We start from the raw sequence: 25,945 nt of genomic DNA on the forward strand, positions 1-25,945 counted from the left end.
ATATATATGAATAATATTATTATAAAATTTACAAATAGAAAAAACCAAAGGGGCCCCTTTGGTTTTTACATTTTTTTATGTTGTTTAGAAATTTTCTTCCATTTATCACGCTCTGCTCTGGCAAGGATTGCATCTTGTTTCCTCATAAAATACGCCAGTTCTCTTTGTAATTTTTTATAGCTTTTCAAACGATCTATCGTAATAAGTCCGTTTTCAATTGCACTATACACCGCGCATCCTGGTTCATTCTCATGCTTACAATCACGGAAACGACATGTTGTCGCAAGTTCTTCAATATCAGAGAATGCTGTTTGAATCGCTTCGCTGCCTTCCCAAAGTTGCAATTCCCTCATGCCAGGCGTATCAATCACGAGAGCGCCACTAGGCAATTGGAATAATTCTCGATGCGTTGTCGTATGCCTCCCCCTACTATCCTCTTCACGTATATCTCCCGTTTTTGCTACATCAATTCCTATTAGAGCATTTAACAAAGTTGACTTTCCTACCCCTGATGATCCAACTAAAGCAATTGTTTTCCCTGAAGAAACGAATTGTTTCAACGAATCTATACCTGTATGCTCTAAACTATCAACAACGAAAATAGGAACACCAATTGCTATAGCTTCCGTTTCTACAATTTTCTCTTCCACATCATTACATATACTACTCTTTGTTAAAACAATAACTGGCATAGCGCCGCTTTCATACGCTAATAATAAATAACGTTCCATCCTTCTAACATTAAAATCATGATTAAGTGCATTCACTAAAAATAAATAATCTACATTTGCTGCTATAATCTGTTCTTCTGTTCTTGTTCCAGCCTCTTGTCTTGAGAAAGAGCTTCTTCGCTGGAAAATACGATGAATAATCGCTTTCTTTTCATCTTCTATTTTCTTTATATACACCCAATCACCAACTGCTGGATAATCGCCTTTCGTAATCGCTTCATGCCGAAACTTCCCAGACAGTTCTGCCATATATTCACCATCATTACAAATAATGCGATATATATGCTTATGCTCAAGTAAAATACGACCTACTTCATAATTTTTCTCTGTAACTTGTTCTTCAAAAAATGAATCCCAGCCGAAAGATTCTAAAATATTTTGATTCAAATAAATATCCTCCCTAGTTTGTACTAAGTGGAAGGATTGCGAATTACCTTATATAATATCGCCCTTTCCATCCACCTTTGTATTTGGTTGATTATTCATATAAGTTATTTTCGCCATAATACATCACCCCGTTCTTATTTTAATTATTCTCATTATATGGAATTCTCCTATAAAAAGCTACATTATTTTACGTAATTTTCAAATAACTTGTTTTTGAGCATTCTAATTTGTCCTCGATGACTAATTTCATCTTCTAGCACATGAAACCATAGTTAGGCCACTTTCTTTCTAACATGAGCCACTCATCACCTTGTTCACTTAAATACTTCAGAGATTCTTCTCGAACACTTTGTAGAAGTTGTACATAATATTGTATTTCATGACCACGGATTGCTCTACCCGCTTCCCCTAAATACAGTGCATCTTCCCATATTTCTAATTCTTCTTTTGTAAAGTCATGATCTTGAAATGAAATAAGCTGATGAACTTTTTCAATAGCTGCTTTATGCTTTAATAAGGCGCCAATTGAATTTCCGCTGCTTTGCATAATTAAATCTAATTGCTCAACTGATAAATTTTTTACTTCGCCTAATGTTACAGCTCTCGTATGCTCAAGCAGGCTTACTAATTCCCCTATTTTTTTTGTATAACCATCTACACTTCTTATTCGATAATCTATATTCATATCACGCACCCCTTTCTGCATTCATATTATTGTAAAAATGATTCATATAATAGACTGAAATATATCTAAATTTTCTGTTACAATTAATTTGAATACAAATTATACCCAAACAAACTTTCTCAATATGCTTATATGAAATATTAAAAGGAATCAATATAAAATAATCGAATCTTATTCACTAAAAGGAGTGGATTCGATGGAGATGTATCAATGGCTAACCGCTGTTCTCGTTGGTGGCATTACCGGCTTCGTTTCCCATCTAATCAATAACCAAGGTAAGTTATTGCTTCCACGCCGTTTGAAAACATTTTTTCATTTTGGATTTTTAACTGATATTTTTACTGGTAGCCTAGCCGCACTTCTTGGGCTCGTTTTATTCGATGTCACCGCAATAAAAGAAATTATAAAAGTATCCATTGTAACTGCTATTTCCGGTCAAACTTTTTTACTACATCAAGCTCTTGGTGGCGAACAGGCTAAAAATACGCAAATTGGGAAAGCTGATGAGAAGATTCAAGAAATTGACAAATTATTGCGACGTTAGTGTATACTTTCTTTTAAAATTATTGTTATAATGAGAAATAAATATTTTCTATTGCGTCGTTTGTCAGGAGAAAGGGTGTTTCGTATGACAAAAAAGAAAATAGAAGATTTCTTAACAAACTCCGAAAAAGAGGAACTGCTAGAAAACTATAAATGTTTACGAGAAGCCCGCACAAAAAGCGAAGCTAACTATTTTGGCGAAGCAGTAAACCATCTATTAAATAAAGCAAAACAACGAATTATAAAAGATGCAGGTATACATGATGAAAATGCTGCAACTGTTCAATCAAAGAGAAAAGCACTGTTTTAGCTACATTAGCTAAAACAGTGCTTTTTATTACAATACTTTTCACATTACTTTCACATCTATTTCACAATTATAAGTACTCCTATATGTTAAACTAAGTATATCCTTTTCCAAGGAACTATATGCCGATATATAAATCCCTATCTTTATAGGGATTTTTATTTTTTGATTCCTCATAACTTTGTTACAATACATTTCTTCTACTATTTCTATACTTTTAGTAACCACTTTAATTAAAAGCACATTCATGTATTCACACTCTTATTAATTCTGATTTGCGAAATATTTATACAAGCTTTATGATGCAATTCCTGTTTCACTATTTTCAGTAATTTTTTCACTTTTTCTAAACAAAAATAAAGCTCCTATATATAGTAACGCAGTAAAACTACCTATAAGTATAAAATTGTGAGATATTGCAAATAACATTCCAGCTATTGCCGCACCAATCATTTGACCAATGTACATAGAAGCATTTGCAAGCGCGGCTCCTGTTCCTCTTGCTACACTAGACATGTTTTGTAAGTGCCTCATCATTAATACAAACAAAATTCCTGTCACAAAAAATAAAGCAAAGAACAATAACTCCACCAATACAATGTTCTTTACATGAGGAAGTAATACATATAGCACTGCTGTAAATATAATTCCACCATAGAAAGAAAGGTTATAACCAATTTTATTTACGATTCTAGGACCAAAAATATTACCAATTAAATTTCCTAATCCTAATACGAGCATAGCTGTACCTACTTCATGAACTTGTAAGCCAAATTGAATGGAAAGCCATACACCAAAAAATGAAAATGCAGCAAAATTTCCGGTTTGAAAAACAAAGTATGCAAAATAAGAAAGTGAAACCTTTGAATCTGTAAGTAATTGTTTATAACGCTGTAAAATCGCTTTTTTATTTCCACCTATATGAACCGACTGTATTTCTGGTAATACAACATAAATAAGAATGACAAGTAGTGCTGATAATATACCAATGAAATAGAATGGAATTGTATAATGTATCGTTGCTAAATAAGCTCCCAGTGGCAGCCCTAAAATTTGAGAGATTGATAACCCTGCTGTTGCAACCCCAATTGCTTTCACAATTTGCTTCTTCTCTATAAGGAGCGGAATAGATGCCCACACTTGTGGAGATACAAAAGCTGCACTTACACCTGCTAAAAATCTAAATGTTAGCATCCATAAAAAACTCGGTGCAATTCCACAAAAAAACGTACTTATTGCAAAAAAACTCATACCTAGTACCATCACTTTTTTTCTGTTTAATCCATCTGATATAGGACCAGCCACAAGCGCAAATCCAGCATACCCTAAAGCATACGAACTCACCATCCATCCTGACAACTCAGTTGAAACATGATACACCTGTTGTAATGTCGGCAACAGTGGTGAAATTAAGAAAGTATCTGTACCGATCATAAACATTATCATAAAAAATACAGCTAGTACTCTGTTCATTTAGACCTTCTCCTTATATAAACAGAGGGTACTCTCCCTCTGTTTAACTAATCTTCTAAAATAGATTGGATTTCTTTCATGACTCTTTCATTCAATGCAACATCTACCGCTTTCACACTTTCTCTTACCTGCTCTGCCCGCTTTCCACCAGGTATAACAGTATCAATCCCTTCTTTATTTAATAACCATGCTAACGCTAAATGAGACACTTCAATATCATTTTCTTTAGCTAGCCCTTTTAACTTATTCACTTTCTTAAAATTACTCTTATATGTATTTTCTTCAAATAGATTTACATTTTGACGCCAATCGACTTCATTTAATTTAAAATATTCTGTATATTTTCCGCCTAATATTCCAAAAGCAAGAGGCCCATATGGAATAAATGAAATACCCGCTTCTATACAATACGGCAACAGTTCTTCCTCAGCTGTACGTTCTAACATATTGTATGGAGATTGTACAACATCTATATGACCATGTTGATTCGCCTCTTTTAATTGTTCTATGTTTACGTTCGATATTCCAATTGAACGAATTTTCCCTTCTTCTTTTAAATGAGTAAGCTCCCCGATTGAATCTATGTAACTTGTTTCAGGATTTGTAAAGTGTAAATAATATAAATCAATATATTCAGTCTGTAATCTTCTTAAGCTATTTTCCACAGCATTCCTTAAATAACTTGGTTCATTGTTAATATAAGTTTCTCCATTTAACAACGGTTGAATTCCACCTTTTGTAGCAAGTATAAACTCATGACGTTTTCCCTTTAATACTTCTCCTACTAATTCCTCCGATCTACCGAAACCATATGAATCTGCTGTATCAAAAAATGTAATCCCTTGCTGAATAGCTTCTTCTACTAATCGCTTTCCTTCTTCTTCATTCACATCAGCATATAAATTATGTCCCCCTACTGCATTTGTACCTAAACCCAACTTTGAAATATTTAATCCTGCCTTTTGCAATTTTATATACTTCATTTTTTCTCCCCCTATATTTCTATTGTTCGAATATATTCGAACAATAGAAATATACCACTTTATATGTTATAGTGCAAATATCTTAACTTATACAAGTAGGTGAAATATGCGTACACTCTATCATCCAAATCGAGAAGAAATTCAATTTTCTTCTGTCTTATATGCACTTAGCGATCAAATTCGTTTACAAATTGTAAATATGTTACTAGAGAAAAATGAACAATCTTGTGGTGCTTTAAACATCCCTGTTGCAAAATCAACTTTATCTCACCATTTCAAAGTTTTACGTGAGTCAGGTGTTATGTACACGCGCCTTGAAGGAACACAACGTTTCATTTCAATTCGTGAAGAAGATTTAAATGCTAGATTCCCAGGTTTATTACAAGTTGTATTACATGCGACAGAGCCATATTAAAAAAACATCTCATATTCATATGAGATGTTTTTTTAATATGGCTCTTCTTTTAATAAATCTATTAATCCATTCCCTTCAGATGTACGTTCGTACCCTAAAGGTACAGTTCTTTTAATGAGTTGTGCATATATTTCCGGCTCCGATAACTTTCGACCGTATTCTTTCTCACACTGTTTAATGAGCAAGGCGAGCGCTCCAGCAACATGCGGCGTCGCCATGGAAGTTCCACTTAGCACAGCATATTTTCCTTCTGGATACGTAGATAATATTTCATCACCTGGCGCTACTAGATCAATTTCTTGATTTGAATTACTAAAACATGCAATCTTCCGCTCTAAATTAACGGCACCAACTTCAATTACCTCGGAGTACGCACCCGGAAAGTCTAGTTCCTCTGTTTCATCATCGCAATCTCCATTATTTCCAGCAGCACATACAACGAGAACATCCTGCTTTACCGCATTTTGAATTGCTTCATGTAATTCTGGAACATCTTGCGGACCACCAAGTGACATTGAAATAATTCTCACTTTCTCTTGATTCGGCCCTCTCCAATTTACAGCATAATGAATTGCCTCAATAATTTGCTCATAACTTCCAGAACCATCTCCCGCTAAAACTTTTAATACTAACATTTTAGCAAGTGGTGCAACTCCTAATACACCGACACCATTTTCAGTCGCGGCAATCGTTCCCGCAACATGAGTACCATGTCCGTTATTATCAAGATACACATTTGGATCAGCTTCATAATCTTTTGTGAAATTTCTTCCGCCGATAATACGATCTTTTAAATCTATATGATTAGTATCACACCCTGTATCTAATACGGCAACGACTACATCTTGCCCCTTCATACTCTTTTCCCATACTTGCGGAGCGTGAATCAGTTGTACACCTGGTGGAATTTCATTTACTTGTTCTACCACCTTATTTACGGTAAACGGAATCAATTGTATACCTTTTTGTTTATTCACTGTACTACTCATCGTAATCCCTCCTGAAAATGTATTATTTTCATTTCAGACCACTTTTGAATACGTGTAAATGTAACATTCGTTTTATTCTTTTTGTTTTCCTTCTTTTCAAATATTTCTCAACATCATTTACTACCTCTATAATACTTCTTTATTTTCCCTATGATTTGTAGGAAGTAACAACCCGAGTCGTTCAACTAATAACCAAAATAAGAGGACCAATTAATGGTCCTCTTACAGTCTTTTAAAAGAATGATATGTATTTGAAAAATAATATAAATTAAGACTAAACCTCACTCTTGTTTAAAAACTTTTCTATTTCTTTTACTAAATATTCCGCTCCCTCTATGCCAACTGTAATATTTCCATTTGCTAATGTAATATTCTGCCCTGAAACATCACCTGTGATTTGGCAAGCATTGTAAGGTTGATATTTTTGTAAAATGATTTTATCTGCTTCTACAAAAATTTCAAGCGGTGATTTGATTTGTATTCCCAATACATCGCGTAATTCTTTAGGGATAACAATTCGTCCTAATTCGTCTACTTTTCGAATAACTCCTGTTGCTTTCATATTTCTCCCCCCTTACTCTCTATTAATTTTTTCACCTCGCTTTTTCCATTTTATCACTTTTTGACAATACTTGCCTCTTTTTAGAAAATTTTGTACTCGAGTTAAAAAAACACATTTAATGCATACGTAATCTCTCTTTCAATTGTTTTACATAACGGGATCTTATAAGTAAGAAGTATACAACTTGAATAACTATGAAAATACTTAATACAACTGTATTTTCTTTAAACAATGAGTACTCAAACATTTGCCCTAACGCCGTTAAGGCTACTGCTCCATGTAATGTTGCAACACCAATTGGAACGAAGAATAAAAGCGCCAATCGAATTGTAACTACCTTCGATAATTCCCTACTTGTCAATCCAACTTTACGAATCATTTCGAACAAACGAACATCATCCTCCAAATCGGAGAATAAACGGAAGTAAAGGAAACTTCCTGCGCAAACGAAAAATACTATACCAATAAAGAAACCTACAAATAAAATCGGTCCTGCAATTTGTAAACTTTGGTTTTGCTCGTACTCTTCCGCACTAAACGTTGAATATTCTTGATACGGTTTAATTTGATGCGTAAGCTCTTTACCAATTTCAATCTCATCTTTCGTTCTTTCAGTTTTATACATATAATCTTTTGTCTCTATAAACCCATCTTGTAATGAATCATATTGACTATTAGAGATTACATAAACATTTCCTCTTAATATTTTCCCCAATGAAGATGAAGTAACTTTTTTCACTTTTAAATTTTCATTCATATTAGGTAAAGTAATTTCTTTTCTTTCTTTCATCGTTGGCCCTGGTATATTAGCTGACAAAAATACAACTTCTTTATTTGCTACAGTATTAAATGGTTCTTCTGTTAACTTTGCATATTTCTTATAGTCTGATTCTTTTATAAAAATGGCGCTTCTTAACGACTGTTCCTCCGTTTTCTTTGTCGAAATATTAGTTTTTGAAGCTGCTATACTATGTTTCTTTAATCCTTTGTCAATCATTTGTATATGCTGTGATTCGTTACTATTCCCTTGCTTAGAATGGTAATGAAACGAAATCGGTCTCTCCATTATCCCTTTCGTCATGGATGCGAAGCCAACTAATGTCCCTATTGCGGAAAATGCTACAGTAGAAATAATGGTTACAATAAAGAACATTCTTGCGTTATCTCTCATGCGATACGCTAAATCTGATAACGTAATAATATTAGTCTGTGTCCAATAGAAACGTTTACTTTTTTTACATAATCGAATAATAAAGACACTCAGCTGCTTGTACAACAAATACGTCCCAATAATAACTACCGTTGTAACAGGAATCATCATAATAAATACCATTGCTCCATGTGATAGAAGAGCTCCTACATAGCCAGCACTAAGCAATACTACTGCTAATATGGAAGAAATGATTGATGCTTTCGGTTCCGGTTTCGCCTCTGCTGATCCTCTAAACAACTTCATAATCTTATTTTTACGAATCATTCCTGCACTAAACAATGATATGATCATAAATAAAATAAAAAACATAATACTCGTTACAACAATTGCTTTCATCGGTATGTAATAGGATAAGGAGATATCTAGTTTCAATATCATCGGAGCGACAAATAGTAATCCCCCTGAAAATAACATACCTGAAAGAATACCAAAAATAATTGCCCCTATTCCAATCATAATATTTTCAAAAAAGATTAGACGCTTTAATTGATATTTCGTCATACCTAACATCATTAAAATTCCTAGTTCACGCTTTCTCGTTTTTAAAAACATTCCCATCGAATATAAAATAAAGAAGAATGTAAATAAGTAAATAATAGACTGTGCAAAAGACATACTTACGAATACGTACTGACCTAATTCTCCTGCACTTAATGCCGGATGAAACGCAAAAAATGAATACACAAAAAAGGCCATAATTGCAAATGCACTACTCAAAAAATAGGCTGAGTATGTCCGTCTATTTCGGGTTACATTCCGATATGCTAGTTCTCTAATGTTCATATTACTTCTCCGCCCTTCTACTATCTATGTTTTTATATTAGTAAAGTGCGGAAATACCTTCCATCGATTCAAATGACAAAAACCTTACATTTTTGAAAGGTTTAAAAAAATTGCTTATACGTAGTACTTTATTTATAATGACTACATTCATATTCATACACACATCCTATTGTATATTCGTTAATTTTGCGAAATAATAAAGGATAGAAGTATGTACCATTATACATATAAACTTAATTACCGCTTTAATATGAATAGGAGGAAACATAATGACATTACAAGAACAGATTATGAAAGCATTACATGTTCAGCCTGTAATTGATCCAAAAGTTGAAATTCGTAAACGAGTTGATTTCTTAAAGGATTATGTAAAAAAAACAGGTGCAAAAGGATTTGTACTTGGTATTAGCGGCGGACAAGACTCTACATTAGCAGGACGCTTAGCACAACTTGCAGTTGAAGAAATTCGTAACGAAGGTGGTAATGCAACGTTTATCGCCGTGCGTCTTCCTTATAAAGTACAAAAAGATGAAGATGATGCACAATTAGCATTACAATTCATTCAAGCAGATCAATCTGTTGCATTTGATATTGCTTCAACTGTTGATGCTTTTTCAAATCAATATGAAAACTTATTGGGTGAATCATTAACAGATTTCAATAAAGGTAACGTGAAAGCACGTATCCGTATGGTTACTCAATATGCAATTGGTGGACAAAAAGGGCTACTTGTTATCGGAACAGATCACGCTGCAGAAGCTGTAACAGGGTTCTTTACAAAATTCGGAGATGGTGGTGCAGATTTATTACCATTAACGGGATTAACGAAGCGCCAAGGACGTGCATTATTACAAGAGTTAGGTGCAGACGAGCGACTTTACTTAAAAATGCCAACAGCTGATTTATTAGATGAAAAACCAGGTCAAGCTGATGAAACAGAGTTAGGTATTACTTATGATCAATTAGATGATTATTTAGAAGGTAAAGCAGTTCCAGCTGACGTTGCAGAGAAAATTGAAAAACGTTACACAGTGAGTGAGCATAAAAGACAAGTACCAGCGTCAATGTTTGATGATTGGTGGAAATAAATTAAACATAAAAAAGAAGCTAATCTTCATTTAGCTTCTTTTTTATATGTTAACGATATACCCCTACTCTTTTCTCCAATAAATCTTGCAGGCAATCTTCATGTTGTTTACAAAATAACGGTGGCATGTCGTCTAACGGGAAAAACTTCAAATCCAGCGTTTCATCACCATCTACTTTTTTGTCACCTCCAACTATCGAGAATGAAAAGAACATCACAATTGACTGAGCCTTGTCTCCATTTGGATATGATTGAAAATATTTTGTATACACTCCAATAAGCTCATTTATTTCTACATCATACCCGGTTTCTTCTTTTATTTCTCGGATTGCAGTTTCCGCAGCTGATTCTCCTATCTCCATTGCACCACCTGGAAATCCCCAAGCGTTAAAGTCTCCTCTTTTTTGCAGTAATACTTCTCCTTCTTTATTAAATACACAACCACCGGCAAAGTTTAAGAAAACATAATCATGTCCTACTTTTTCACGTAATTCTTTTATATAATTGGCCATTCTCTTTCCCCTTTTCATACCTCTTCTATCGCTATTTCTTATCTTTTTCAAGCAATTCAATGATTCGATCTAGCTTCTGGTTCATATTAATCACGTGGTGTTTCTTTGTAGCACTGCTTTGTAATACTCTTCTAATAAACAAAGTAAATGATATGAAAAACAAAACGATAAGTCCGATTACTAAACAAGTATATATCAATGTAAAAATATTACTTTCGAACAAGTTCATTCAGCATTCACATCCTCTCCTTTTTATTTTATCACATAATTCCCAAAATTTTAAAGTGATCGATAAATATAAAAAGAGCATCTTTTACAGATGCTCTTTCTCATTGCTTAATACGTAAATGTAATTGTCGCTAATGAATAACCCGCCAATGCACTATAAGGCGCTACTTGATAAGACACACGCTTTGCACCTTTTGGCCAATTTATTTCATTTAATACTTTCTTTATATCTTGCATCGTCCCATCCATGGACTGCTTATATCGTACTTCTACTTTTTCTGGTTTGGCTGCAAACTTTTGCTGCAACTTTTGCTTAAATTCATTATAATTTTCTGCTCCGTATTCTGCAGATAAGTATTGTAAATTTGTTTCTTTTAACATCTGCTCATATACGACAGTTTTTGAGCTACCAGCTTTTATTTTATTTGTTAATTCACCAAAATAACTTGTAGTTGCCGCTGGATATTTGCTACGATCCCATTCATGATCTTTACTTAACTGTTCGTCAGACATATTAAAATATGAGTAAGTTGCACGCCCTGCTTTATCTGGTACTGGATCATCAAATGTAGTATCTAGGTGATACCATTTGTTTTCAATGTTCACTAAATTCCACGCGTGAGCTTGTCCGTTTCCTGTGCCTGTTACAATATGATTTTGAATACCTGCCTCTTTTAACAACTCATACGTCAATAATGTATATCCTTGGCAAACGGCAGAACGATTCGCTAATGCTTCATATGCTGTATACGCTTGATAAGACGTATCATAAGACACATGCTTAACAACGTAATCGTGAATAGCTTTTACTTTCTCATGCTCATCCATCCCTGGTTTTACAATTGATCCAACAATTGATTTCGCCTGAGCTTTTACATATTGAGTTTGTTCTTTTGATTCACGGTATTTTACTTGCAGTGTAAACGTATAGTCCCCTGGCATTCCTTTAATGGAATATCTAGTAGACGCTACATTATATTTTACATACTCATCAGCATCTACAATTTTATTAAACTCACCATACAATTGATCCATAATATTTCTAGCATTTCTATCTTTTGTTTTATATGTGATTGTAATATTTTCTTCTCGATTATCAATCTGTTTTTTTAATTCTTTTCTGAAATCATCTAATAACTTTACATCTGATTGTGCTGTCACTGTAGTCGGATTTGTAGCTGCATAAGATACAGATGACGCTTGTAAGCCTCCCATTACTATAGTTGAACAAAGTGCGGCAGCTGTCACATACTTACTTGTCTTTCCCATCTTGTCACTCCTTATATTCTATAACTATACGAAAAAGTATCGTATAGTTTCAGAGTATACAATACTTTTTCGTATAGGTCATATGAGATTATGCATATTAACTAATTCACATAAAAAGGTTGTTCTTTTAAAAAGAACAACCTTTTTTCATTAGCATGTTTGTAATACGCAGCATGTATTTTCAAAACGTTGATTTTTCAAATCTTCATTACTAATACAGAAATATAGCATCCCTAGTTCTCCCCAAACCATATTACAATTTTTATGATCTGAATCAATTTGGAATAAAAGAGTCATTTGCTGCGGGTCTACTCCCATATATTCTCCCGTCTCATATAACACTTCTTCTTGTACAGAGAATGGCTCACCAAACATTTGATGGTTATCGTAGTTATCCGGAATTAGCTCTTCAAGTAATTGCAAGAAACGATCTGAATCAGCCTCATCTTCAATGAAAAGTTCTGGTAATTTGTATGTCAGTTCAAAAGTAATTGCACACTGGTTATATTTCGCTTGTACTTCATTTCCTCTTCGTAATTGCTCTACAGGAACATCATAATAAAGTACACGCCCACCCTCTGTTAGCTTCACATTTTCTTCAAAATAATTTTCAATGCAAAAGAAATACAGCATCCCCGTCTTAGGAAGATTGTGATCCATACCAACGTTTTGTAAATCACTTAAGTTAAATTGCGCGATAAATTGTAGTGGATTTCCTTTATGCTTTGGATATTCAAATAAAGCTGGTAAATCAGGAACTCCTCCCATTTTCGAACTACCTATCGCAACAGTTTCCTGCTGCTTTGGCACAACTTTTATACAAGGAAATACAGTATTAATAAGTTCCTCTTTCAAGTGTGTTAGTTCATATTTATCAATTAATACTTCAATTTTTTTATTCATAAATTCTCCTTACATTTACATACTTATTTATATCATAGTACAAAGATTATACTTCATTCTTTACAAAATCAACAAGCCTTCAAAAACGGGCTTATCCTTCGTACGCGAACAAGTTTAAAAAAGCATACTATACATTGTTCCTACAAACACGATAGTTCTTTAGTTCTTCCAGTACATTTTCCCCTCGTTCATTTTTATTTTTAATATAAGGAGGAATTCCACATGGGTTACGGATATAGTTGCGGCGGTTACGGTTACGGCGGTAGCTGTGGTGGTTGTGGTTACGGAGGTTTCGCTTTATTAATCGTTTTATTCATCCTTCTAATCATCATCGGAGCTAGCTGTTGGGGCGGCTTTGTAGGCTGCTAGTAAACTTAAAAACCATTGTAAAAAAGCACGTACAATACGTGCTTTTTTTCATTTCCAAATCTTTTATTTGAAAGGAAGTATGTTTAATGAAGATTGATGGTGTTTTTGAAGGAGGCGGCGTGCGCGGTATTGCGCATGTTGGGGCAATTTGCGCGTTAGCCGAAAAAGGTTATGAATGGGAACGTGTAGCTGGAACATCAGCTGGTGCAATTATCGCGGCACTTTTAGCTGCAGGATATTCTTGTTCAGAGCTAAAAACCATTATAACTGATATCGATTATAACAAATTTACGAAGAAAACCTTTATTGACAAAATCCCCTTTATCGGAAAAGGACTAAGTGCATGGACTACTCTAGGTATATACTCTAATGTATTTATAGAAGAATGGATTGAAGAATTACTTCGAAAAAAAGGTGTTCATTTATTTACTGATTTACCGGATCTAAACAAACTCAAAATCATCGCTTCTGATATTAGTAATGGTAAAATGGTTGTCTTTCCTGACGACTTACCAAACTACGGATTTTTAAATTATCGCTTCTCTATCGCTAAAGCGGTAAGAATGAGTAGTACAATCCCCTTCTTCTTTGAACCCGTAAAATGGAGAACTCCAAAATGGAAGCAGCCTTGTTATATGGTTGACGGAGGAATTCTAAGTAATTATCCAATTTGGATCTTCGATTCACTTACCGCTCCTCGCTGGCCGACTTTCGGATTTCATTTTGTAAAAGATGAGATTCAAGCTGACCCTGCTCACTATAACGAGCCTATTTCCATGTTCAAAGGACTATTTAAAACAATGATGCAAGCTCATGATTTACGTCATTTAGATAAGGAGTCAAAAGCAAGAACGATTACAATTCCAACAGGAACGATTACAAGTACTAATTTTGAACTGACGAAGGAAGAAAAAGACTGGCTTTACAATTCTGGTTATAACTCTGCTAATAAATTTTTACAAGCTTGGAACTTTAGGCAATATATTGATGAATATAGAAAAGGAAATCAAGACCGAAAGACAAATCGATTTTTTCGTCAACTTGACTCATAATATTATTACTTTGCGTATAAATACGAGAACGTTTAGCAACTTAATAGTAAATAAGCCTAGTAATTTCTTATATTACTAGACTTATTTACTTCCTATATAATCTCATACATTGTTTAAGGATACGTTAAGCCTTCGGCTTCTTCTGCAGTTATAACTATGTAACGATTTCCCGTTCTTAATCCTAACAGTTCTGCTTTTTCAATCGCCTCTTGCTTCGTTTCCGCATAAGTAGCTAAATATTTTTCTCCATTGATTATTTGGCAAATTACATATTGTTTCATTGCTTTCTCCTCTTACTTTTTCATTAGTTGTGCAAGTTTTTTTATACCTATTTCAATTTCTTCTAACGTTGCGTATGAATACGATAGGCGCAAAAATTGATTTGCACTTCTATCATATAAAGTACCTGGGTTTAATAAAACCTTTTCTTGCAGAGCTTTATCAAATAAACTGCGATATGAAATGGGTACTTTTATATGTACCCATATATAAAACCCGCCTGTTGGTTCATGCCAAGTTGCTATTTCACGAAGATATTTATCTAACATTAGTAACATAAAATCTCTTCGTTTTTTCAATTCACTTCTTACAAATCGCAAATGCTCATCATATAGACCATTTGTAAACCACTCTGCTGCAATTTGCTGGGATATAGTGCTTGAACCATAATCTGTTTGCATTTTTATGTCTGACAATCTTTGAATTACTGGCTCGGGTCCAACAATCCATCCAATTCTTAAACCTGGACTAATTACTTTGGACATGCTTCCAATATGTAGTACAATTCCATTTTTATCATAGGCTTTTAAAGGTTTCGAACTAGGTGCATCAAACCATAAGTCTTGATACACTGCGTCCTCTATAATAGGTAATCCAATTTCATTACATACTTCCATTATTTCTTTTCGCTTCTTAGTATTCATACTAAGATTCGTCGGATTATGAAAAGACGGGATTGTATATAAAATAGAGGCATTGAATTGCTTCTTATATTTCTTAATATATGATGTATGTAACCCGCTTTCATCCATTGGGATTCCAATTAAACGTACTCCTGCTGATTGAAAAACATTAAGCGAATATAAATAGGATGGTTTCTCTAATAAGATTGATGCCCCTTTCGAAAGAAGCCCCATAGAAATAAGTTGCAGCGCTTGAATTGCTCCTGAAACAATTAATATAGAGTCAGGAGATACATATACGCCATGCTCCTTTAAGTATTCGGAAATCTTTTCCCTTAAATAAAGATTTCCTTTCGGCTCTTCATACCCAAGCGTCACATTTGACTTTAAAAGCTTATTCATAATTTCTTTCATCTTTTTCTCAGGTAAGAGACTCGGCGCGAGCTCACCTGTTCCTAACCGAATTACATGTGGATAAAATTCAGCTTGATTAATCTCTTGAATAGCTGGGAGATTCGGATAATGAAGTCCTGTTTCTACATAAGACTGCCAATTAGGCGGGGGTGCGTAAGTTGAAACATTCTCATTATTATTTACAACAATTGTTCCTTTCCTGCCATTCCCTTCAATATATCCCTTCGCAACTAGTTCATCGAAAGCCATTACAATTGTGCTTCGATTCACACCAAATGTATGGGCCAAATCTCTTTGTGAAGGTAATTTCGTTCCAACGGTCCATTCTCCATTAACGATCCTTTCTTTTATATACGTTTCTATTTGTTTATACAGCGGCGTCGCTAGAGACATATCCGGTTTCCAAACGAATCTTTCCATCATATCACCTTATATTCTTTTTGGTTGGTAACCTCCCCAACCATATGGATGGATACAAATTTTCATTTCTTCTATACAATATACACTATCATAATGAATTAAAATAGGAGGTAATATGATGAGTGAAGCAATTATTCATGGTATCATTCTTGCATTTGGACTTATCATTCCATTAGGTGTACAAAATGTTTTTGTCTTTAACCAAGGTGCGAGCCAACCAAACATTTGGAGGGCAGCCCCTGTAGTATTAACTGCCTCTATATGTGATACGTTACTCATATTGATTGCAGTGCAAGGTGTCTCCCTTGTACTCCTTACTTTTTCTTGGCTAACTAACTCATTATATATAATTGGATTTTTCTTTCTCCTATACATGGGCTTTGTTATTTGGAGAAGTAGCCCTTCCAACGATGTAACACAAGAAAAAAGTATGCCCTTAAAAAAGCAAATCCTTTTCGCAGCATCAGTTTCGTTATTAAATCCACATGCTATTTTAGACACAATCGGTGTAATTGGAACAAATTCTATTCAATACATAGGAAGTGAAAAATGGGCTTTCACACTTGCAACTATTATCGTTTCTTGGATTTGGTTTATAAGCTTAGCTTTAGCGGGGAAATTTCTAAAAAGACTAGACTCAACCGGAAAGACAATTTTATTATTAAATAAATTTTCTGGTCTCATCATATGGGGTGTCGCACTTTATATGTTAAAACAAGTTATTTATTCTTAATGAACGAAAGAGAATTGCATGTTACTCAAAACATCATGCAATTCTCTTACAAATTATGAAGTAGGTTCCGGTTTCTGTTTTACCGCCTTTGCATCCTTTGCTGGTTTAATCCAAATGATTGCTATGACAGCACCAATGGCAGCGAAAATACTAGTCAAATAAAACACTTCATGGTCCGCCCCTTTCATGAAAAAAGAATATAAAGGTGGTCCAGCTGCTACACCGATAAATCGCATTGAACTGTAAAATGACGTAACTGTTCCCCTTTGCTCCTTTTCAATTCCTTGTGTAATGAGGGCATCTAAACATGGGAGTGCCATACCAATCCCTATCCCCATAATAACGAGACAAAGAAGTAGTAAATAAATCCCTTTTATAAATAAAGGAATGATGACTGATGCAGCTGCCATTAAAAAACCAATATAGATACACTTCTTCATAACATTTTGATTATCTCCAATTTTTTTACCGGCCATATATGAACTAAGTGACAGTACAAGTAACGGGATAGCAAGCACACACCCTTTCCATATACCATGAATGTCATACTTTGATTCCAGTATAGTCGACAAATAAAAGAGAATTCCGAATAAAATAAGCATAATAATTGCACCTAATGCAAAAATGGCAATTAACCATCTTCCTTTTTCTCGAAACGTAGACAGAATAGATTTTATAAACTCTTTAAGTGGTGGTACTTCTCCTTCTTGTTTCTTTGCCTTTACTAGAACAAGTAATAAAACAATTGATACTACGCATAAAATTGGAATCGCCCAAAATGGTAAGAACCATACAACGGCAGCAAGAGCAGACCCTAAAATAGGGCTCAGCACTTTCCCAAATGTATTGGATGTTTCTATGATTCCTAAACCTGTACTAACTTGTTTTTCGTCTTTGTATAAATCACCAACACACGGTATAACAACTGGCATTGCACCAGCAGCACCAATACCTTGAATCGCTCTACCAATCAATATCCAATTGTAGGGATTATCAACTTTCCAAGATACCCAACCAGTTATCGCTCCTCCTATAGCTGCAATCAGCAAACTCGGAACCATTACCATCTTTCGTCCCCATCTATCTGATAAATAACCAGCAATCGGTATAAGTAGAATGGCTACGATAGAGTAAATTGTAATAATCATGGATACTTGAAACGATGAAATATGTAATTTCTTTTCAATAGTCGGCAGAATTGGGATGAGCATTGAATTCCCTAATGTCATAACAAGTGGAACTGATGCAAGCGCAATTAAACAACAGTTTTCTTTTTTTAACATGTTGGCTTCGAAACCTTTCATCATATATTTCTTACCATATAATAGCCCCGCTGGAACGTAACTTTTCATTCCACCAGGGCTATTACATCTTTACTACTTCCCATTCACAACAAAAGAAATTGGGGAAATTATAGTATTATTCCTATTCTTTGAATCCAGTTCACAATATATCCATACCAATTAATTGAAAAAAAAAGAAAGGAAGAATCCTTCCTTTCTCCTATAACCTTCTACAATTAGCGAGTATATCCGCCACCAAGTTGTTGTTCTGCCATCGCTACAAGGCGTTTTGTAATTTCACCGCCTACAGAACCGTTTGCACGTGAAGAAGTATCAGCGCCAAGTTGTACACCAAACTCTTGTGCAATTTCATATTTCATTTGATCTAAAGCTGCTTGTGCTCCATGTGATGCTAATTGATTAGAATTACGATTTCTAGCCATTACCAATCACCTCCTTATTTATATATAAATTGTGTTAAATTCAAATTAAAATACATGGAAATTTTTGGTTATTTTTTACCATAAAAAAAGAGCCTCTAAAACGAGACTCTCACATCATTTCACATTACGAAGTTACTACTTCTAATTTTCTATTTATTAATACTTTCATTTCTTCTTTTAATATCTCTTTTGCATTATGTCCAAACCATTCTAAGGAAGCAAAAAGATCCGTACCTCTCACTTCCTGAATAATCTCATCATAATTTACAATACCTTCAAATAACGGAACCATACCAATACGACTTCCTGCTGCAGCATATACATTGTTAGGTTCAAACACATGCAAATAATCCGCTGAAGATATATTCTTAAAATGGTAATGTAGTGTCCACGGCTTTAATCGATGGAAACTGTCTATTGGATCTGCGCCAGACTCCCATATATGAAGAAAATCAAGATTTATTTTTAAATTCGGATGATTTACTTCTTCTAATAGTTCTATAGTAGAAGGCAATGTGTCCGTTAGTGTATTGGGATGTGTTTCTAACAGCACATACATATTGTGCTGAGCAAACACATCACAAATCTTACGTATTCGCTTCACATACTCTTTTCTCTCTTGTTCCGAGAAGTCCTTGCTCCCTTTTTGCCCAGCAAACGTGCGAATTTTATTCGTATTAAACCAATTAGCTAGTACTACAAGTTGTTCACTTTTCTCTATCGTTTTTTCAAAATCTGCTGATAATGATATATCTAAGTAATCACTTATCATCGTAATTTCTAAGTTTTTATCCTTTAGAAAAGTCAATTCTCGTTCTGTCGTTTCGCGTTCTTGTATATACAAATTTTGTGCATGAGTCCCCCACAATTCAATTCCTTCAAAACCGTTTTCATATGCAAATTGAACAATATCAGTAAATGAAATTAATTGATGACGAAATGAAATGGTACATAGCGAATATTTCATAGCATTAAACTCCCCTATCTTAAATTCAGTTAGCTTATTAAAAAGTTGCGACAGACTGATTTGTTTTCATACCTTTCCATGATAGAAACTGTCTCTCTAATTCCTTCTTAATTTGCAGTTCAATTGCATTCATTTCATCCAGTTTTTCAATAATCGATACTAGCATACCTTTATTATTCGTCATTGCCATTTTAATTGCACGATACTGTACATTTGTAAATCCTTGTACAATATCCTCTACCCGATCACACCAATAATCAAATTCTTGCTCCGAATATTGCAACGTTTCATGGAAGTATGCAAAGGCATGCTCATAACTATATTTACGAATTGCAAGTACTGGTATTTGTTTTACTGCTGCTACAAGTCCAGAAAGCGCATATCCTTCTTCTTCATTTGCCATTTTTACAATTAAATTTTTCAGCTCCATAGTCAGTTCATTGTCGTTCTTTTTGAATGTTTCTGTGAAATAACTAGCTACTGTTTCTTGCGTTGGCTCCCCAATTCCTTCTATATCAATGAAATACCCTCCACCAAATGGGTTATCTTGAATAGAGTGAAGTACTTTTTCTCTTTCCATATTTCCTTCCCAACGAAAATCAGGATCTAGCATGAACCACTCTTCTTCTTTCTCTGTTTTTGATATCATTAAATAATGTGGAAACGGTTTTTGATGAAATTTATTTTCCCTCTCTGGTAATAGAGACATATCAACCATTACAATGACATAACGATTTCCCGGCTTGTTTTCTACTAATTCTAAAAACGTTTCTACATTGCTATCTTTATCTTTTGCATGATCATACCATTCGTTTACTTTAATACCGTACAATTTTTCAAACCAAAGTAAATAATGATCATGGTTAATGTTTTCAGAGTGATATGAAATAATTCCGCCTTCTGTTATATCAAAATCTCCATCCCATAGTCCAAAATAAAATGGACGAAAATCAATGTCGCTACGCCTTTTTATAATTTCACAAAAACAACTCACTAAACAGTGCACTTTAATTGAAGTCATACTCTCATCCACTTTCCTAAAGGTTAGTTATTCACATTTACTTCTTGTAACTCCTCCATAAAATCAAGCAAAGATCCTACAGTAAGAAATGCCTTTGGATCTACCTCATCCTCTGGAACGCATAGCTTTACATCCATTTCTATGTATACAATAAGCTGTAACATCATTACCGAATCTATATATAAATCTTGATTTAAGCGCATCGTTTCTTCTAAATGCGTTACATTTTTCAGTTCCATTTTTTCAATCATAATTTTTAACACGGCATTCTTTAACGCTTCCCGTCTCATGTTGTAACCTCTCCCATCTCTAGTAACTTTCTACTTACTTTTCCAGTTTTATTTTTAGGAATTTCATTTACACTTTCAATTTCATGGGGAACTTTATAAGAAGGTAAGTGCTGAATACACCATTCTCTTATTTGTACTGGATCAACATGAGAGATCACTTTCGCTTTAACTATTTCGCCCATGACAGGATGTTTCCCTCGATATGCAATTGCCTCTTGAACACCTTCCAATCGAAGCATCGTTTCTTCTACCTCTATAGGAAAGACTTTTAATCCCGAAACATTAATTACATCGTCCATACGCCCCATAAAATGAATGCCACGCTCAGATTTATACCCTAAATCTTTCGTGAAGATTTCCTTATCATTCATTTTCACGACGATTTCTTCCGGTGCATTTTCATCTGAACCTATGCTTATACTCACATGAGGTAGAGAGTTTCCTAAATCTAAATGGCTCTTCATATCATGACATATACTAATACAACCTGCTTCAGAACAACCGTATTGCTGCATCATATATGTTGTCATTTCTTTTAGTTTATAAAATAGTGCTTCTGGCAAAGGCGATCCTGATGTCATAATTTTATGAAACTGGAACGTCCCTAATGGAAAACTCCCCATAATGTGTAACATAAGTGGTACTGCATATATAATATGTTTTTCTGTATTGCGAACTATATTTAATGCGAATTTAGGATTTTTATTCGTAATGATTACAGGCTGGCTCCCCCTCTTAATTGCTGATAAAGTACCACATATTAGTCCGTATGAATGTGAAACAGGAGCCATAACGATTGGCACTTCATCTACTTCACAGTTTAAAGCTTCATTATAAGCGGTAATTTCCGTATCAACTTCCGTCCATGCTCTACGAATTAGTTTCGGTTCCCCTGTAGTTCCAGAACTATATTGCAATAAAGAAGGCTCTTCTAGTAAAAAGTTCCCTACTTCTAATTTTGTAAAATCGCCATATTCTCCATATAAAATTCCTACACAATTTGCACGCTTTGCCATTTCAATAGCTGTTTCTTTTGGTGTATCTTCATGTATAAGTAATACTGATGATTTCTTTTCTTTTAAGAAAAACACAATCGTAATAATATCGAATGGATCTTTCAGACAAAGTGCAAATCTATTTCCTTCTGCTTCTTTAAATTGTTCCATTTCCTCATAAACTTGTAATCTCAATTCAAAATCACTTTTGCTATACTCTTGTTTATTAACGATTAGCATAATTTCCCCCTGTAACAACTGATTTTTGTTTCATAAGTTTTCTTACTCTATACAATGGATTTGGAACTTCATGAACAAGCGATTCCAGATCCATATATAATCGACGTTTCGTTAATTGTTCAGCATAGAATGTAGGTGCATATAATTGAATATTTTCAAATCTACCTTTCAAATGTGGATATATTCTTAAATGATCTTCAATTTCTTCAACAACCATCATCCAAAAATGTTCTTCTTTCAATCCATATTCATCCGCAAGTACGAATGCTAATTCTCCTAAATTAAACAGGAATAGTGCATCTAACACCATCTCTTGCAAACATTCGATGCGATCCATTTCAAAGAAATCATTCATTTTTCCATTCGCATATGTTTTATGCATTTTAGTAAAGTCGGGACATTTGTCAACTTCTCTCAAATATGGACGATAAAACTCAAGCCCTTCATGAAAATCCTTTAACGCAATACGAACAGGCACCCCTTCTTTATGGACTAGAATCATATTTTGTCCATGTGATTCCAGTGCGATACCATGCTCTACTACAAGATGTATAACTGGTATTATCGCTTTTTGAATAAGTAATTGTAGCCAATCCTTCATTCCATATTTGTTCAACCACGCATCAATAATTGGTGTACCATCTTTCTCTTTAGCGTATAAACCATTAAAAGGAATTGCATCCTCTTTTGCATCTAAATACTTATGAATGCTTTCGCGCCAAATACATCCTAATGAACCATATATAGCTTTCTTATTCGTGTCATACGTTACACTTGAAAACTCACTTAACAAGATTAAACGTGCTTCATCCATTAAATAGGCGTCATTACTTACAACATCATTTAACCAATTTGATATTGCTGGTGCACTCACAACAGAGTATGGTTTCAGTGTACGGAGTGTTGAAGTGTTGAGTAAATTCATCGATAATTTAACGTACGGTTTCTTTGGACTCGTACTATTTCTTAACGTTCTCATTGACTGTTGCGCGCAATAATCGTCCTCTGATGTTCCTAAATAAATAATAAAATTACCCTGTATATGATCCCCATAATTTGAAATGATGAAATTCTCCCACTGCCATGGGTGAACAGGTATAAACACGTACTTTTTTGGATTACATCCCTTATTACGAATTCGCTCCATAAACTCTTCTAATTTACGATCGCCAATCTCCTCTTTTAAAAGGTTGTTATACATCACTTCATTCTCATAACCTACAGCCGCATAATTCTTATGCGCTGCAATCCATATGAGTTTTATTGGTTGTATAAATTCATATCCATATTGAAAATTGTCACGATATTGAAATCCAACACGTGCTTTATAACTAGGATGATATGGATGGCCGTCTATTAAATGGCTTTCAAACTCATCGTAAGATTTTTGAGTATATTCTCTCTTATTATTTCTTTCATATTGTGCAATCGTGTCTTTAAATATTGTTTGTTCTAATTCGTGTATAAAAGAATCTAATTTAGCTTGTTCTACACTAGTAACCCGAAAAACTTCTTCTAGAAATTGCGAGACAGATTGTATTTCTTGCTGTTCATCTTGAACTCTTACTATTAATGAGTCTAACGAAATACGTCCAAATGTCACCCGTTCCCTGCCATAGCATTTGTACGTGACACTTTTGCCTTCTTCATCAAGTCCTTGTATTAGAAAAAGAAGTTGTTCTTCTTTTTCTATGCGAACCGGTGTAATAATCCCCTCATAAATTAACGATTCTACTAATTGACGTAGCACTCTTCTTCGTACTGAAATGTAATCTTCTGATTCGAGCGCCTTCAATACTTTCGTATGATACATGTCCACTCTCATAAAACCCTCCACCTTATGACAAAATACCATTATTTGTATTACGTGAAATTTTAACGTTATTTATGAACGAACAGCCACTTCTCTAACGAGTGGATTATGTACTTGCACATAAATAGCTTGCTCCAATGGATTACTTAACTCATCGACATCGAAAAATCTCGTTAGTAAATTTGCTTTACACGCTAACTTATCTTCGTCCAATAATTCTCTTAAAAATGTAGAAGGTTCCCGGTTATATGGAAGGAATGATTCAAGTACAGACCTTAATTCCGAGAGAAGAATTTCCTCCTTAATTAATCCTGCTGTGCCAAAACCATTAATGAGGCCAAACATATGATTGAAAATTAAGTAGTAACGAAATCTCTCATCCACAATATAGTCGTCATATAAATTTCCAGTACGTTCTCCAATACCAGCTAATTCATTATTAAGCATCTCTTTCATTGAATTACAGAAATAAAATCCTTGATTATCACGGAAATAATATTTGACCGGATAACCATCTTTTAGCTGAACAACGCTATTTTGCTGATGAGCTTCTAATGCAACACCATACTGTAAATACATCCATACCATTGGCTTTAAAGAAATATTCATATATCGTCTAAACCACTCTAAGCTTACTTCTTCACAGCTTTTACTTTCTAAATCTGCTAGGCGATGAATAATATTCGATAACCGCGTACGCTCCCCAGGTATAGCGTCTTGAACTAGCCCAGCAATTAATGTTGCGTCGTTTGCATGTTCACTATAAAAAGGATTCTCACGAATAATCACTTCAAATCCAGATTCTTGTGTTCCATAATTTAATGTAATAAAGGCTGGATCACAAATAAAATCAAATCCTGGAAATCTTTCTCGTACTTCACCAATAGCCGTATTTAACATTTCCTTCCCTTCAAGACCACTCTCAAGTTCTTTCAGTTTATTAATACGCATTGAATTCGTTACTTTCACCGGAAATGAAAACTTAAGCATATACTTCGAATTGGGATGATATAGCGTCCTTAGTGATGATGTTGCCATATAATACTTACCTACAGGACCAATATACTCAAGCAATTCTTGAATTATCCAATCTTGTACGTAAGCTTGATGCAAGAGCCATTCTGCCTGAAGCGGATGAATTGGAATTAATGCATATTGATCTTCCTTACAGTACTTCGCTATAAATTCCTTACTAACCATCTCATCATTACTTAATTCTTCTTTTATAATCGTTGTTGTAGAATCTGATAATAATGATTTTTCATTTACTATACTTTTATGTGCCCTAAAATAATGAAGCTGACATTCCCCTTTTAATTCTGGAGAATACATTGCACTTTTCCAATCCAATATCCCCTGTCTACTCTTTGGTGTAGGATGAGTTAAATGCCCAAATAATAAAGACTGCTCCGCTTCTATAAAAGTTGTATGGAAACCGTATAATGCGGATGTATCTTCTATTCTCTCTTTTGTAAATTCCTCAATATTTTGACAACTACGGATAACTCGAAGCATAAGTTCCGCAGGATTCGTTCCTTCTCCGTAGTTGATCGACATCTCTTTTATTAAAAACGGAATAACTGTAACGTAATCTGCTGTAATAACGGAATTACTATCTCCAATTTGATAATAAAATTGTTCTCCAAACAAATGGCGATCTGTTGATGATTTATATATAACTTCTCCATACAAAGTAACGTTCTGTGCCGATAGCCGACAACATAAATATGTGGGGACTGTATCTCTATTCAACGTATTACTGAAGATACTTTTCATTCTTTCATCCTCTGTAATCCATTCTCCACTCCCTGTTTCTCTTAAATAACAGTTTAAAAAGCTTTGTAATGTTGCATGTTCTGCGATTTGTTTCGCATGCTGCATGTTGGTCCTGCTACTAAAAATATAGATAAATGTACATTCTTAGAGTATTCCT

General features: G+C 34.3%; 28 protein-coding genes and 1 pseudogene. 7 read left to right on the forward strand and 22 right to left on the reverse strand.

The features are described 5' to 3' along the window. Positions 1 to 65 precede the first annotated feature (65 nt). Positions 66 to 1,118: a ribosome small subunit-dependent GTPase A gene (rsgA, locus tag ACQGSG_RS07340; RefSeq protein WP_001073075.1), complete on the reverse strand. Its 1,053-nt coding sequence runs from the start codon at positions 1,116 to 1,118 to the stop codon at positions 66 to 68. Between the two features lie 182 nt (positions 1,119 to 1,300). Then, positions 1,301 to 1,803, reverse strand: a pseudogene (locus ACQGSG_RS07345) (DinB family protein). Positions 1,804 to 1,999: 196 nt separating this feature from the next. On the opposite strand from ACQGSG_RS07345, the gene ACQGSG_RS07350 reads away from it, so the two are divergent. After that, complete coding sequence (locus ACQGSG_RS07350) at positions 2,000 to 2,347, forward strand: DUF4257 domain-containing protein (RefSeq protein ID WP_000426317.1); 348 nt, start codon at positions 2,000 to 2,002, stop codon at positions 2,345 to 2,347. A gap of 84 nt (positions 2,348 to 2,431) precedes the next feature. Continuing rightward, complete coding sequence (locus ACQGSG_RS07355; RefSeq protein ID WP_000162602.1) at positions 2,432 to 2,656, forward strand: hypothetical protein; 225 nt, start codon at positions 2,432 to 2,434, stop codon at positions 2,654 to 2,656. 39 nt (positions 2,657 to 2,695) lie between these two features. On the opposite strand, the gene ACQGSG_RS07360 is transcribed toward ACQGSG_RS07355, so the two are convergent. From ACQGSG_RS07360 to ACQGSG_RS07370, 3 genes are read right to left on the reverse strand one after another with little or no spacing between them, the layout of a single operon-like run. Further along, positions 2,696 to 2,902: a hypothetical protein gene (locus tag ACQGSG_RS07360; protein WP_001101742.1), complete on the reverse strand. Its 207-nt coding sequence runs from the start codon at positions 2,900 to 2,902 to the stop codon at positions 2,696 to 2,698. A 48-nt stretch (positions 2,903 to 2,950) separates the two neighbouring features. Then, positions 2,951 to 4,126 carry an MFS transporter gene (locus tag ACQGSG_RS07365; protein ID WP_001082497.1) on the reverse strand — a complete coding sequence of 392 codons (1,176 nt, stop codon included), beginning with the start codon at positions 4,124 to 4,126 and terminating at the stop codon, positions 2,951 to 2,953. A 47-nt stretch (positions 4,127 to 4,173) separates the two neighbouring features. Beyond that, on the reverse strand, positions 4,174 to 5,109 hold the full coding sequence (locus ACQGSG_RS07370) for an aldo/keto reductase (protein WP_065704325.1): 936 nt from the start codon (positions 5,107 to 5,109) through the stop codon (positions 4,174 to 4,176). Between the two features lie 106 nt (positions 5,110 to 5,215). On the opposite strand from ACQGSG_RS07370, the gene ACQGSG_RS07375 reads away from it, so the two are divergent. Beyond that, the gene (locus ACQGSG_RS07375; RefSeq protein ID WP_001259906.1) at positions 5,216 to 5,524 is read left to right on the forward strand and encodes an ArsR/SmtB family transcription factor; all 309 of its coding nucleotides are present in this window, start codon (positions 5,216 to 5,218) and stop codon (positions 5,522 to 5,524) included. Positions 5,525 to 5,556: 32 nt separating this feature from the next. Here the strand turns inward: ACQGSG_RS07375 and ACQGSG_RS07380 are convergent, their stop codons facing one another. From ACQGSG_RS07380 to ACQGSG_RS07390, 3 genes are all read right to left on the reverse strand, one after another. Further along, positions 5,557 to 6,513: a serine protease gene (locus ACQGSG_RS07380; protein WP_325832660.1), complete on the reverse strand. Its 957-nt coding sequence runs from the start codon at positions 6,511 to 6,513 to the stop codon at positions 5,557 to 5,559. Positions 6,514 to 6,787: 274 nt separating this feature from the next. Then, a complete protein-coding gene (locus ACQGSG_RS07385) occupies positions 6,788 to 7,075 on the reverse strand; it encodes an AbrB/MazE/SpoVT family DNA-binding domain-containing protein (protein ID WP_000648325.1) in 288 nt (95 codons plus the stop codon). 115 nt (positions 7,076 to 7,190) lie between these two features. Further along, on the reverse strand, positions 7,191 to 9,071 hold the full coding sequence (locus tag ACQGSG_RS07390; RefSeq protein ID WP_001025977.1) for an FtsX-like permease family protein: 1,881 nt from the start codon (positions 9,069 to 9,071) through the stop codon (positions 7,191 to 7,193). Positions 9,072 to 9,340: 269 nt separating this feature from the next. Here ACQGSG_RS07390 and nadE point away from each other — a divergent pair, with 269 nt between their 5' ends. After that, the gene (gene nadE, locus ACQGSG_RS07395) at positions 9,341 to 10,159 is read left to right on the forward strand and encodes an ammonia-dependent NAD(+) synthetase (protein WP_000174901.1); all 819 of its coding nucleotides are present in this window, start codon (positions 9,341 to 9,343) and stop codon (positions 10,157 to 10,159) included. A gap of 49 nt (positions 10,160 to 10,208) precedes the next feature. Here the strand turns inward: nadE and ACQGSG_RS07400 are convergent, their stop codons facing one another. The 4 genes from ACQGSG_RS07400 to ACQGSG_RS07415 all read right to left on the reverse strand — a co-directional run bounded on the left by ACQGSG_RS07400 (position 10,209) and on the right by ACQGSG_RS07415 (position 13,070). Further along, positions 10,209 to 10,670: an NUDIX hydrolase gene (locus tag ACQGSG_RS07400; RefSeq protein WP_000024999.1), complete on the reverse strand. Its 462-nt coding sequence runs from the start codon at positions 10,668 to 10,670 to the stop codon at positions 10,209 to 10,211. Positions 10,671 to 10,701: 31 nt separating this feature from the next. After that, the gene (locus tag ACQGSG_RS07405) at positions 10,702 to 10,899 is read right to left on the reverse strand and encodes a DUF4083 domain-containing protein (protein ID WP_098327471.1); all 198 of its coding nucleotides are present in this window, start codon (positions 10,897 to 10,899) and stop codon (positions 10,702 to 10,704) included. A 107-nt stretch (positions 10,900 to 11,006) separates the two neighbouring features. After that, positions 11,007 to 12,167: a transglutaminase domain-containing protein gene (locus ACQGSG_RS07410; protein WP_000520857.1), complete on the reverse strand. Its 1,161-nt coding sequence runs from the start codon at positions 12,165 to 12,167 to the stop codon at positions 11,007 to 11,009. 150 nt (positions 12,168 to 12,317) lie between these two features. Beyond that, a complete protein-coding gene (locus ACQGSG_RS07415) occupies positions 12,318 to 13,070 on the reverse strand; it encodes a YwqG family protein (protein ID WP_001034837.1) in 753 nt (250 codons plus the stop codon). A 222-nt stretch (positions 13,071 to 13,292) separates the two neighbouring features. On the opposite strand from ACQGSG_RS07415, the gene ACQGSG_RS07420 reads away from it, so the two are divergent. Beyond that, positions 13,293 to 13,439: a YjcZ family sporulation protein gene (locus ACQGSG_RS07420; protein ID WP_000540425.1), complete on the forward strand. Its 147-nt coding sequence runs from the start codon at positions 13,293 to 13,295 to the stop codon at positions 13,437 to 13,439. Between the two features lie 86 nt (positions 13,440 to 13,525). After that, positions 13,526 to 14,491, forward strand: a complete 966-nt coding sequence (locus ACQGSG_RS07425) for a patatin-like phospholipase family protein (protein WP_098395611.1) — start codon at positions 13,526 to 13,528, stop codon at positions 14,489 to 14,491. 113 nt (positions 14,492 to 14,604) lie between these two features. Here ACQGSG_RS07425 and ACQGSG_RS07430 read toward each other — a convergent pair whose 3' ends face one another. Together ACQGSG_RS07430 and ACQGSG_RS07435 are read right to left on the reverse strand one after the other, a co-directional pair. Beyond that, complete coding sequence (locus tag ACQGSG_RS07430; protein WP_000816384.1) at positions 14,605 to 14,772, reverse strand: DUF3933 family protein; 168 nt, start codon at positions 14,770 to 14,772, stop codon at positions 14,605 to 14,607. Positions 14,773 to 14,784: 12 nt separating this feature from the next. Further along, on the reverse strand, positions 14,785 to 16,227 hold the full coding sequence (locus ACQGSG_RS07435) for a PLP-dependent aminotransferase family protein (RefSeq protein WP_000439398.1): 1,443 nt from the start codon (positions 16,225 to 16,227) through the stop codon (positions 14,785 to 14,787). A gap of 118 nt (positions 16,228 to 16,345) precedes the next feature. On the opposite strand from ACQGSG_RS07435, the gene ACQGSG_RS07440 reads away from it, so the two are divergent. Beyond that, complete coding sequence (locus ACQGSG_RS07440; RefSeq protein WP_001287305.1) at positions 16,346 to 16,960, forward strand: LysE/ArgO family amino acid transporter; 615 nt, start codon at positions 16,346 to 16,348, stop codon at positions 16,958 to 16,960. Between the two features lie 53 nt (positions 16,961 to 17,013). Here ACQGSG_RS07440 and ACQGSG_RS07445 read toward each other — a convergent pair whose 3' ends face one another. The 8 genes from ACQGSG_RS07445 to ACQGSG_RS07480 all read right to left on the reverse strand — a co-directional run bounded on the left by ACQGSG_RS07445 (position 17,014) and on the right by ACQGSG_RS07480 (position 25,893). Next, complete coding sequence (locus ACQGSG_RS07445; RefSeq protein ID WP_033667350.1) at positions 17,014 to 18,243, reverse strand: MFS transporter; 1,230 nt, start codon at positions 18,241 to 18,243, stop codon at positions 17,014 to 17,016. 236 nt (positions 18,244 to 18,479) lie between these two features. Further along, positions 18,480 to 18,686 (reverse strand): alpha/beta-type small acid-soluble spore protein, encoded by a 207-nt coding sequence (locus ACQGSG_RS07450; protein WP_000113545.1) that lies wholly within the window; start codon positions 18,684 to 18,686, stop codon positions 18,480 to 18,482. Between the two features lie 124 nt (positions 18,687 to 18,810). Next, positions 18,811 to 19,653, reverse strand: a complete 843-nt coding sequence (locus ACQGSG_RS07455) for a sugar phosphate isomerase/epimerase family protein (RefSeq protein WP_000877670.1) — start codon at positions 19,651 to 19,653, stop codon at positions 18,811 to 18,813. A 37-nt stretch (positions 19,654 to 19,690) separates the two neighbouring features. Continuing rightward, entirely contained in the window at positions 19,691 to 20,674 is a 984-nt protein-coding gene (locus ACQGSG_RS07460) for a DUF6005 family protein (RefSeq protein WP_141527173.1), read from the reverse strand. Positions 20,675 to 20,697: 23 nt separating this feature from the next. After that, positions 20,698 to 20,964, reverse strand: coding sequence for a petrobactin biosynthesis protein AsbD (gene asbD / locus ACQGSG_RS07465; protein WP_086409199.1), 267 nt, complete (start codon positions 20,962 to 20,964; stop codon positions 20,698 to 20,700). After that, on the reverse strand, positions 20,961 to 22,199 hold the full coding sequence (locus ACQGSG_RS07470) for an AMP-binding protein (protein WP_325842653.1): 1,239 nt from the start codon (positions 22,197 to 22,199) through the stop codon (positions 20,961 to 20,963). Before ACQGSG_RS07470 ends, asbD begins: the two co-directional genes overlap by 4 nt. Continuing rightward, on the reverse strand, positions 22,186 to 24,024 hold the full coding sequence (locus ACQGSG_RS07475; RefSeq protein ID WP_325842654.1) for an IucA/IucC family protein: 1,839 nt from the start codon (positions 24,022 to 24,024) through the stop codon (positions 22,186 to 22,188). The genes ACQGSG_RS07470 and ACQGSG_RS07475 overlap by 14 nt, the downstream gene beginning before the upstream one ends. Positions 24,025 to 24,084: 60 nt before the next feature. Next, the gene (locus tag ACQGSG_RS07480; RefSeq protein ID WP_097995051.1) at positions 24,085 to 25,893 is read right to left on the reverse strand and encodes an IucA/IucC family protein; all 1,809 of its coding nucleotides are present in this window, start codon (positions 25,891 to 25,893) and stop codon (positions 24,085 to 24,087) included. Positions 25,894 to 25,945: the final 52 nt, after the last annotated feature.

The organism is Bacillus sp. GMa5/1 (assembly GCF_050172015.1).
Classification (GTDB): domain Bacteria; phylum Bacillota; class Bacilli; order Bacillales; family Bacillaceae_G; genus Bacillus_A; species Bacillus_A cereus.